Below are 8,926 nucleotides of genomic sequence, written 5' to 3'. Positions count from 1 at the left end.
CCGTCGCGGCGGCGGCTGCCGCCGCGGCCGCTTCGCGCGCGGCGCGCTCCTGAGCCGCCTGCTCGCCGATGCGGAACTGGCGTTCGAGGTCGACCGACCGGTCGCGGAGGCTCGCGAGCTGGGCGTAGAGCGTGTCGAGCACCGCCTGCTGCTCCGCCACCTGAGCCTCGGCCGCCTCGTGCGCGGTCTCTGCGGCCGCGGACGCTGCAGCCGCCTCCGCGGCGAGCCGGGTGCGCTCGGCTTCGGCGACCTGCGCCTGGGCGCTCAGCGCCGCGGCATCCGCTCGCGTCGCCTTCGCGCGCGCCGCCACCCCGCCGTAGACGTTCGTGAGCTGCGCCGCCCGCGACAGCCCCACGAGCAGGTCGGCCTGGTCCCCTCGGGCGAAGAAGAGCCGCAGGGTCAGGTCGGCGCCGCCCGACCGCGCGAGGACCGCGCCCACGCGGCCGAGGCGTGCGGCGGCGTCATCGGCCGCGGCCGTCGCCGCATCCGCCGCGGCACGAAGGGTGCTCGCCTGCGTCTCGGCAGCGGCGCGCGCGGCCTCGGCGACGGCGGATGCCGCGGCGGCGGCGACGGCGGCATCGCCCAGCCGTCCGGCTTCGGCCTCGAGCTCGTCGACGAACGCGGTGATGCGGCTCGCCTCCGCCTCACGCGACGCCACGTCGGCCTTCGCGGCCTGCACCTGATCCCACGTGGGATAGTCCTCGGCGAACGCCGTCGCGGGGGGCACGGCGAGGAGCGCGAGCAGTACGGCCGCTCCCGCCGTCGCCTTCCATCCGCGTCGCACAGGGCCCCCTCCGAGCCCCGCGAGTCTACCCACGGGTGCGCTCGGCGGTCGCTCGGACACGCAGCGTACACTCGTGCGGATGCGCGCCCTCCGACCCACGGCCACGACGTTGCTGCTGGCGGCGACGCTCGTCGGCGTCACGGCCTGCAGCCCGCTGGCCGCAGCGCACACGCCCGCAGCCACGCCGTCGGTGGAACCGACCACGCCGCCACCGGACCCCATCGCCGACTGGGTCGACGAGCGGATGTCGCAGCTCACGCTCGAGCAGAAGGCCGCCGCACTGCTCATGCTGCACGCGCCCGGCACCGATCCCGCCCCGCTCCGCGCCTACGTCGACGCCGGCGTCTCGGGACTCATCCTGATGGGCGACAACGTGCCGGCGACGCCGGTCGAACTGGCCGCCCTGACCACCGCCGTGCAGGGCGACCCCGAGGCGCCCGTGCTCATCGGCATCGACGAGGAGGGCGGCGAGGTGCAGCGGCTGCCGTGGGACGGCGCCGCGAGCGCCGGCACGTTGCGGGGCGCACCGCCGCAGGCGGCCGAGGAGGCCTTCGCCGCGCGGGCGACGACGCTGTCCGATGTCGGCGTCTCCGTGAACTTCGGCGTGGTCGCCGACGTCACGCCCGATCCGGCCTCGTTCATCTCGGGGCGCGTGCTCGGCACCGACGCGGCCGCCGCTGCCGACCGCGTCGCCTCGGCGGTGGCGGGGGAGCGCGGCACCGTCGCCAGCACGCTGAAGCACTTCCCGGGGCACGGCGCGGCGCCGGGCGACTCGCACTCGAGCATCCCGTCGGCGCCGCTCGACCTCGACGAGTGGCGCGCCGGTCCCTCCGTCCCGTTCGTCGCGGGCATCGACGCAGGCGCCGAGCTCGTGATGACCGGGCATCTCGCATACCCGGCGGTCGACCCCGCGCCGGCGTCGCTCTCTCCCGCCTGGCATCGGATCCTGCGTGACGAGCTGGGCTTCGACGGGGTGATCGTGACCGACGACATGCTCATGCTGCAGCACAACGGCCTTCCGGAGTACGCGGATCCCGGGGAGAACGCGGTTCGCGCCGTCGCCGCGGGATCCGACCTGCTGCTGTACGTGCTGCCGGCCGATCCCGGCACGGTGGGCGTCTCGGTCGGCGGCCTCGTCGCAGCGATCGTCGGCGCCGTGCAGGCGGGGCGGATCAGCGAGGAGCGGCTCGATGACGCCGCCGATCGGGTACTGACCCTGCGGCGGACGCTCGAGGAGTCCGGGACGAGGTCCGGAATGAATCCGGACGTCGGGGAATAGATCGGAACTCAATGCGTTTGCATGTGTGTGGCCGACCGGGCCGCACCGACATCGAACATGGAGAACCGCATATGACGAGCACCGCCACCACGATCGAGATCCCCGGATACCGCGCAGGCACTTGGAAGGTCGACACCGCGCACAGCGAGGTCGGCTTCAGTATCCGCCACATCATGATCAGCAAGGTCAAGGGCAAGTTCGAGCGCTTCGACGCCACCTTCGTGACCGCCGAGGATCCGCTGGACTCGAGCGTGACCGCGTCGGCGGAGGTCGCCTCGATCACCACGAACGAGCCGAACCGCGACGCGCACCTGCGCACCGGCGACTTCTTCGAGGCCGAGACCTACCCGACGATCGACTTCGCCTCGACGGGCGTTCGCGTGGTGGACGGCGACTTCAAGGTGGACGGCGACCTCACGATCCGCGGCATCACAAAGCCCGTCACGTTCGACTTCGAGTTCGGCGGCTTCGGCGGCGACCCCTACGGCAACTACAAGGGCGGCGCCACCGCGAAGACGGTCATCAACCGCGAGGACTTCGGACTCTCGTACAACGCCGCGCTCGAGACGGGCGGCGTCCTCCTCGGCGACAAGGTGACCATCACCCTCGAGCTGCAGGCGGCGCTCCAGCAGTAGCCGGATCCGGTCGGTACGGGCGGCACCCTTGCGGGTGCCGCCCGTGGTCGTCGGGGCCGAGCGTGCGCGGTTCCGCCGATCGCGCCGCCGGGGTTCAGTGCGCCGATTCGATCGACGCGAGCCGCTCGCCGTGGAAGCGGGCCCACCGGGTGAGCGCCGTGCGGTACCCGGATGCCTCGACGGCGCCCTCGAAGCCGTGCAGCGTCACGGATGCCGCACCCTTCGCCCGTGCGACCCGCCAGACGCCCTCGACGACGCCCCGCCCGTCGACCAGGATCGGCTGGAAGACGCCGTTCGAGCCCGGCACCACGCGCGCCGCGTGCCGCGGATCGCAGACCGCCCCACGCTCGGTGTAGCCCAGGAAGTATTCGTCGAACGCGGCGAGCGCGTGCCGCCGGCCCGTTCCGCGGCGCCGCGGTTCGGCCGCCACATCGAAGCCGTCGGCGGCCACGAGGTGCTCGTCATCGAACGCCTCGAGCGCGTCGCCGGCCGCGGCGCGTGCGAGCCGGGCATCGCCGAGGGTGAGCCCCGTCCACCAGGCGAAGTCGCGCACCGTCACCGGGCCGTGACCCGCCGCGTACGCGACGAGGAGCTCGGCGAGCGTCTGTTCCCGATCGGGCGGCGTGCCGACCGACGGCGCCCATTCGTCGAGCAGCACGAAGCGCTGGCCCCGCCCCTCGACGGGGCCGCAGCAGAGCACTGCCTCCTGCGCCAGCCGCCAGATGAGGTGGTATCCCCGCTGACCGGTCGTCGCGATGCCGGCCGCCTCCCACGCGGCGAGCAGCTCCTCCCGCGAGAGCGAGACGCCCGCGAGCGCGCGCTCGGCGACGGCCCGGGCCCTGGCGTGGGTGTCGGCGTCGAGCTCGAGCTGCCGATGCCGCGTGGTCGCGCGCTGCAGTTCGCGTGGCCCGGTGATCGCGAGGATCGGCCGCAGCGCCTCGGCCGGCACGAAGTGCAGCGTGCCCCGCATCGGCCAGGAGCGCACGATCTTGCGTGACGCGATCGCGGTGTGGACATCGGCCACGACGGAGCCTGGCACCCGTGCGCCGAGCACCCAGCGGGCCGCGCCGAAGTCCTGCGCCTGCACGGCCCCGAGTCGTTGCACGGCGGCGGTGATCGTGGGAAGGCCGTGTCGCAGCCCGTGCGCGTCCAGGCGCGCGGCTCGCACACGGGCCGGGCTCGCGGTCGTCGGCATGCTCCGAGTCTGGCGGATGCCGGTGACATCCTCTGGGCGAGTGATCGACGCGCCGCGCGATAGACTGGGGGGCTGTGCCACTCGGCACGCCGTCACCCCACCCACTTCCGCGGAGGATCCCCGTGCTCGCCGTCCATGATCTCGAGATCCGCGTCGGCGCACGCGTGCTCATGGAACACGTGGACTTCCGCGTGTCCCCGGGCGACAAGGTGGGGCTCGTGGGCCGCAACGGCGCGGGCAAGACCACGCTCACGAAGACCCTCGCCGGCGAGACGCTGCCCACCGGCGGCAGGATCGACCGCTCGGGCGAGATCGGCTACCTGCCCCAGGATCCCCGCTCCGGCGATCCCGACATGCTCGCGCGCACCCGCATCCTCGACGCCCGCGGGCTGGGCTCGCTCGTGCTCGGCATGCACGAGGCGTCCATGAACATGGGCAGCGACGACCCCGCGGTCGCCGAGCGCGCCATGAAGAAGTACGGCAACCTCACCGACCGCTTCACCGCGCTCGGCGGGTATGCAGCCGAGGCGGAGGCGGCGTCGATCGCGTCGAACCTCAACCTGCCCGACCGCATCCTCGACCAGCCCCTGAAGACGCTGTCGGGCGGCCAGCGCCGGCGCATCGAGCTCGCGCGCATCCTGTTCTCGGATGCCGAGACGATGATCCTCGACGAGCCCACCAACCACCTCGACGCCGACTCGGTCGTGTGGCTCCGCGAGTTCCTCAAGGGCTACAAGGGCGGCGTGATCGTGATCAGCCACGACGTGGAGCTCGTCGGCGAGGTCGTGAACCGTGTCTTCTACCTCGACGCGAACCGCTCGGTGATCGACATCTACAACATGGGCTGGAAGCACTACCAGCGCCAGCGCGCGGCCGACGAGGAGCGCCGTAAGAAGGAGCGCTCGAACGCCGAGAAGAAGGCGGGCGCCCTGCAGCTCCAGGCGGCCCGCTTCGGTGCCAAGGCGTCGAAGGCGGCGGCGGCGCACCAGATGGTCGCCCGCGCCGAGAAGCTCCTCGCCGGGCTCGAGGACGTGCGCGCGGTCGACCGGGTGGCGAAGCTCCGCTTCCCGACTCCGGCGCCGTGCGGCCGCACCCCGTTGACCGCCAACGACCTCTCGAAGAGCTACGGCTCGCTCGAGATCTTCACGGCCGTCGACCTCGCCATCGACCGCGGCTCGAAGGTCGTCATCATCGGCCTGAACGGCGCCGGCAAGACCACGCTGCTCCGCATCCTCGCCGGCGTCGACCGCCCCGACACGGGCGTCGTCGAGGCGGGGCACGGACTTCGCGTCGGCTACTACGCGCAGGAGCACGAGACGCTCGACGTGAAGCGCAGCGTGCTGCAGAACATGGTGAGCGCCTCACCCAACCTCACCGAGACCGAGGCCCGCAAGGTGCTCGGCTCGTTCCTCTTCACCGGCGACGACGTGCACAAGCCGGCGGGAGTGCTCTCGGGCGGCGAGAAGACCCGACTGGCGCTCGCGATGATCGTGGTCTCCGGCGCGAACGTGCTGCTGCTCGACGAGCCGACGAACAACCTCGATCCCGCGAGCCGCGCCGAGATCCTCGACGCGCTCGCGCACTACGAGGGCTCGGTCGTGCTCGTCTCGCACGACCCCGGCGCGGTCGAGGCGCTGAACCCCGAGCGGGTGCTCATCATGCCCGACGGCACGGAGGACCACTGGAGCCGCGAGTACCAGGAGCTCATCGAGCTCGCCTGAGACGGCGGCCGCTGACGGCGACCGGCTACCGGCGGTCGAGGATCTCGTCTTCGACGTCGGCGTCCCGGCGTTCGCGTGACGGCTTGCGTTCGCGCGGCGCCGTGGGCGCATCGCGCGAGCCGGATGCCTCGGCGAGGCCCCGCCGTTCCTGGTTCGCGGCCCAGCCGAGGCCGACGAACCCGAGGAGCGCGAACACGAACCACTGCAGCGCGTACGACAGGTGCGGACCCTCGTCGCGTACCGGACGGGCGGCGGCCAGCGGCGGCTCGTCGGCGTCGGCGCCGTCCTGCACGAGGATGCCGTAGGCGCCCGTGTAGCTCGGCTCGCCCACGCGCTCGGCGAGTTCGTCGAGGTCGATCGTGGCGAACTCGATGCCGGTCGAGGTGCGGCCGGCGATGCGACCCTCACCCGCCTTCAGTCGTGCTTCGAGGTCGACGTGTCCGGAGGGTGCGGGGTCGTATGCGCTCGGGCGCCCGTCGGAGTCCTGCGCGATCCAGCCGCGGTTCACCATGAACACGGTGCCGTCATCGAGCCGGAACGGCGTCACCACCTCGAACCCCGAGCTGCCCTCGAACGGGCGGTTCCGCACCACGACCTCCTCCTCGGCGAGGTATTCGCCCGAGAGCGCCACGACGCGCCACCGCTGGTCGATGTCGAAGCCGGCCGGGTCGGGCAGCGCCTCGGCCACGGGAATCGCCTCGGCGTCGTAGTTGGCGTCGATCCTGGCGACCTCGGCGAGCGCCTCGGCACGGCGGTTCAGCTGCCAGGTGCCGAGGGCGCAGCAGGCGATCGCGAACACGATCACCAGGGCGAGGTAGCCCGCCCACCGCGGAGAGCGGAGGAAGCGCCAGTCGTTCACGCATCCACTCCCGTCGCGGTCTCCGTCGCCGCGTCGAATGCCGCGACCCGCACGGGGAACGACCGCGCCTCGAGGAATCCGCGCAGGTACTCCACGTGCTCGTCACAGGCGAGCCAGGTCTTCCAGCGGTCACCCGTGTGGATGCGCGGGTTCTGCCAGTCGATGCGCCAGGTGGCGCTCGTGCGGCACGCGGCACGCGAGCAGACGTCGGGGGCGGCATCCGCCCCGATGCCGCCGATCACGCGGCACCACGCTCGTCGTCGGGTCGGTCGGATGCCGCGGGGTCGGGGTCGGCGGGTTCGGCAGGATCGGTCCCGTCATGCTCGGTGACGGGCTGCGGGGGAGTGACGGGAAGGAGCCCGCCGGGACGCAGCACCTCTGGAGAACGCGACGGGCCGCTCACGTTGGCGAGCACGACCGCGACATAGGGCAGGAAGATCGCGCCCGCCGCGAACACCGCCAACCACCAGCCCTTCGCGAAGAGCAGCGCGAAGATGCAGGCGACGCGGATCGTCATCGCGATCGTGTACTTGATCATGCGCGCGCGCCGCTCCGCGTCAGGCGAGGGCGGCAGCGAGGTGATCGACTGCTGCTGCTTCATGGTGGTCGCCGTGGGGTCGCGCGGCTCTCCTCACCCTCAAGCCTACGTCCGCTGGGCCCCCGCCGAGCCACGGATCGGGCAGCCTCTAAGCTGGGACGGGCCGATCGGCCGACACGCCCGCGCCATGCGAGAAACGGAGTCCCACATGACGACCAGCCGAACCGTGCTCGTGACCGGTGGAAACCGGGGCATCGGATACGCGATCGCCCGTGAGTTCGTCGCACAGGGACACCGGGTCGCCGTCACCGCCCGTTCGGGCGAGGGCCCCGAGGGGTCGCTCACGGTCCGGGCCGACGTGACGGATGCCGCATCCGTCGACCAGGCGTTCTCCGAGATCGAAGCCGCCCTCGGCCCGGTCGAGGTCGTCGTGGCGAATGCCGGCATCACGCGCGACACGCTCCTCATGCGCATGAGCGAGGACGAGTTCACGAGCGTGATCGACACCAACCTCACCGGCGCGTTCCGAGTCGTGAAGCGCGCGTCCAAGGGCATGCTGAAGGCCCGCTTCGGACGCATCGTGCTCATCTCGAGCGTCGTGGGCCTCTACGGCTCGGCCGGCCAGGTGAACTACTCGTCGTCGAAGGCGGGGCTGGTCGGCATGGCGCGCTCCCTCACCCGCGAGCTCGGCGCCCGCAACATCACGGCGAACGTCGTCGCTCCGGGCTTCATCGAGACGGACATGACCGACGAACTGCCCGAGGCGCAGCAGGCCGAGTACAAGAAGAGCATCCCGCTCGGCCGCTTCGCCTCGCCCGACGAGGTCGCCCGCGTCGTCGCGTGGCTCGCCGGCGACGACGCCGGGTACATCTCGGGCGCGGTCATCCCCGTCGACGGCGGCCTCGGGATGGGCCACTAGCCGTCAGGAGCCCGCCCGACTCAGCGGCCGATGCGCACCACGTCGTACTCGGTGTCGGGAGTCGGCGGCGTGCCGAAGCGCGCGTTCGGCAGGTAGAGGCCCGAGCCGAACCTGGCGATGGTCGTCGGCACGGCGAAGTCAGGATCGGTCAGGCGGTCGACCACTGTGCCGCTCGTGCCCTGCGGGTCGAGCCGGACGACGGCCACGGTGTTGAGCTGGTTCTGCACGACGTAGAGCGTGCGGCCGACCACGAGGAGGCCGTCGCCGTTCGGCAGGGCGGTGCCGCCGAGGTCGACCACGGTGGCCTCACCGGTGCTGGGATCGACCCGGTACAGCGTCGACGTCGATGACTGGATCACCAGCAGCGCCTGGTGGTCGGGCGTCTCGGCGATCCCGTTCGCGTTGAACCCGGGAGTCTGCATCCAATCGCCGGTGAGCGGGAGGACCTCGAACGAATCCGAGAGCTCGCCCGAGGGGGCCACGGGCACGAAGTACAGCTCGGCCGCCGAGCTGTTCGTGAACCAGGCGCCGTCGTGCGTGAGCACGACGTCATTGACGAACGCCGCCGGGTCGGTCGTGAACTGGTACGACTCGAGCACGGCGCCGGTGTCGGCGTCGACGACCCGGGCATCGCCCGCGGGCCCGCCGGCGATGAACAGTCGGCCTCGCTCGTCGACCTTGAGTCCGACGGATGGGGTGCCCGGGCCCTCGAGGCGGTCGAGTTGCTCGCCGGTGCGCACGTCGAACACGAAGACGTCGCCGTCGACGAGCGATCCGACGTAGCCGGTGCCGCCCGGTCCGATCGTGATGCCCTCGGGCTGGAACCCGTCGGGAAGTCCGATCACCTCTGGGAAGGGGCCACCCGATGGAGGAGTCGCCTGGGCGGTGCCCGCCGCCGCGACGGCGAGGAGCCCAGTGAGAGCGAAGGCGGCGAATGCACGTGCGACGATGCGACCGGACATGGCGACATGGTACGTCCGCGCTCGCGCGGCGGTA

10 protein-coding genes are annotated in these 8,926 nt (G+C 72.1%); 4 read left to right on the top strand and 6 right to left on the bottom strand.

Features of this window, described 5'->3' with window-relative positions; all coding sequences use genetic code 11:
* Positions 1-784: hypothetical protein (locus AC1DZA_RS12995; protein ID WP_476773028.1), on the bottom strand; the 784-nt coding region annotated here is incomplete at its 3' end.
* A gap of 79 nt (positions 785-863) precedes the next feature.
* Here AC1DZA_RS12995 and AC1DZA_RS12990 point away from each other — a divergent pair.
* Both AC1DZA_RS12990 and AC1DZA_RS12985 read left to right on the top strand, forming a co-directional pair.
* Entirely contained in the window at positions 864-2,063 is a 1,200-nt protein-coding gene (locus AC1DZA_RS12990; protein ID WP_476773027.1) for a glycoside hydrolase family 3 N-terminal domain-containing protein, read from the top strand.
* A gap of 71 nt (positions 2,064-2,134) precedes the next feature.
* A complete protein-coding gene (locus AC1DZA_RS12985; protein ID WP_309978653.1) occupies positions 2,135-2,698 on the top strand; it encodes a YceI family protein in 564 nt (187 codons plus the stop codon).
* Between the two features lie 94 nt (positions 2,699-2,792).
* On the opposite strand, the gene AC1DZA_RS12980 is transcribed toward AC1DZA_RS12985, so the two are convergent.
* On the bottom strand, positions 2,793-3,893 hold the full coding sequence (locus AC1DZA_RS12980; protein WP_476773026.1) for a winged helix DNA-binding domain-containing protein: 1,101 nt from the start codon (positions 3,891-3,893) through the stop codon (positions 2,793-2,795).
* A 122-nt stretch (positions 3,894-4,015) separates the two neighbouring features.
* Between AC1DZA_RS12980 and AC1DZA_RS12975 the strand changes: the two genes are divergently transcribed.
* On the top strand, positions 4,016-5,614 hold the full coding sequence (locus tag AC1DZA_RS12975) for an ABC-F family ATP-binding cassette domain-containing protein (RefSeq protein WP_476762612.1): 1,599 nt from the start codon (positions 4,016-4,018) through the stop codon (positions 5,612-5,614).
* Positions 5,615-5,639: 25 nt separating this feature from the next.
* Here the strand turns inward: AC1DZA_RS12975 and AC1DZA_RS12970 are convergent, their stop codons facing one another.
* From AC1DZA_RS12970 to AC1DZA_RS12960, 3 genes are read right to left on the bottom strand one after another with little or no spacing between them, the layout of a single operon-like run.
* Positions 5,640-6,473, bottom strand: a complete 834-nt coding sequence (locus AC1DZA_RS12970) for an SURF1 family cytochrome oxidase biogenesis protein (protein WP_476773025.1) — start codon at positions 6,471-6,473, stop codon at positions 5,640-5,642.
* Entirely contained in the window at positions 6,470-6,715 is a 246-nt protein-coding gene (locus AC1DZA_RS12965; RefSeq protein WP_476762614.1) for a hypothetical protein, read from the bottom strand. Before AC1DZA_RS12965 ends, AC1DZA_RS12970 begins: the two co-directional genes overlap by 4 nt.
* The gene (locus AC1DZA_RS12960) at positions 6,712-7,074 is read right to left on the bottom strand and encodes a DUF3099 domain-containing protein (protein ID WP_476773024.1); all 363 of its coding nucleotides are present in this window, start codon (positions 7,072-7,074) and stop codon (positions 6,712-6,714) included. Before AC1DZA_RS12960 ends, AC1DZA_RS12965 begins: the two co-directional genes overlap by 4 nt.
* A 145-nt stretch (positions 7,075-7,219) precedes the next feature.
* Here AC1DZA_RS12960 and AC1DZA_RS12955 point away from each other — a divergent pair, with 145 nt between their 5' ends.
* Positions 7,220-7,930, top strand: coding sequence for a beta-ketoacyl-ACP reductase (locus AC1DZA_RS12955; RefSeq protein ID WP_476762616.1), 711 nt, complete (start codon positions 7,220-7,222; stop codon positions 7,928-7,930).
* A 20-nt stretch (positions 7,931-7,950) separates the two neighbouring features.
* Here the strand turns inward: AC1DZA_RS12955 and AC1DZA_RS12950 are convergent, their stop codons facing one another.
* Complete coding sequence (locus tag AC1DZA_RS12950; protein WP_476773023.1) at positions 7,951-8,892, bottom strand: SMP-30/gluconolactonase/LRE family protein; 942 nt, start codon at positions 8,890-8,892, stop codon at positions 7,951-7,953.
* Positions 8,893-8,926: the final 34 nt, after the last annotated feature.

Source organism: Agromyces sp. P2_B3, assembly GCF_056404815.1.
Note: the sequence above shows the minus strand (reverse complement) of the source record. Positions and strands in the feature narration are given on the sequence as shown.

What these genes read in the sequence shown, in the direction of transcription:
- AC1DZA_RS12990 (WP_476773027.1), top strand. Translation starts at nt 864, where the DNA reads ATGCGCGCCCTCCGACCCACGGCCACGACGTTGCTGCTGGCGGCGACG.
- AC1DZA_RS12985 (WP_309978653.1), top strand. Translation starts at nt 2,135, where the DNA reads ATGACGAGCACCGCCACCACGATCGAGATCCCCGGATACCGCGCAGGC.
- AC1DZA_RS12950 (WP_476773023.1), bottom strand. Translation starts at nt 8,892, where the DNA reads ATGTCCGGTCGCATCGTCGCACGTGCATTCGCCGCCTTCGCTCTCACT.
- AC1DZA_RS12960 (WP_476773024.1), bottom strand. Translation starts at nt 7,074, where the DNA reads ATGAAGCAGCAGCAGTCGATCACCTCGCTGCCGCCCTCGCCTGACGCG.
- AC1DZA_RS12980 (WP_476773026.1), bottom strand. Translation starts at nt 3,893, where the DNA reads ATGCCGACGACCGCGAGCCCGGCCCGTGTGCGAGCCGCGCGCCTGGAC.
- AC1DZA_RS12955 (WP_476762616.1), top strand. Translation starts at nt 7,220, where the DNA reads ATGACGACCAGCCGAACCGTGCTCGTGACCGGTGGAAACCGGGGCATC.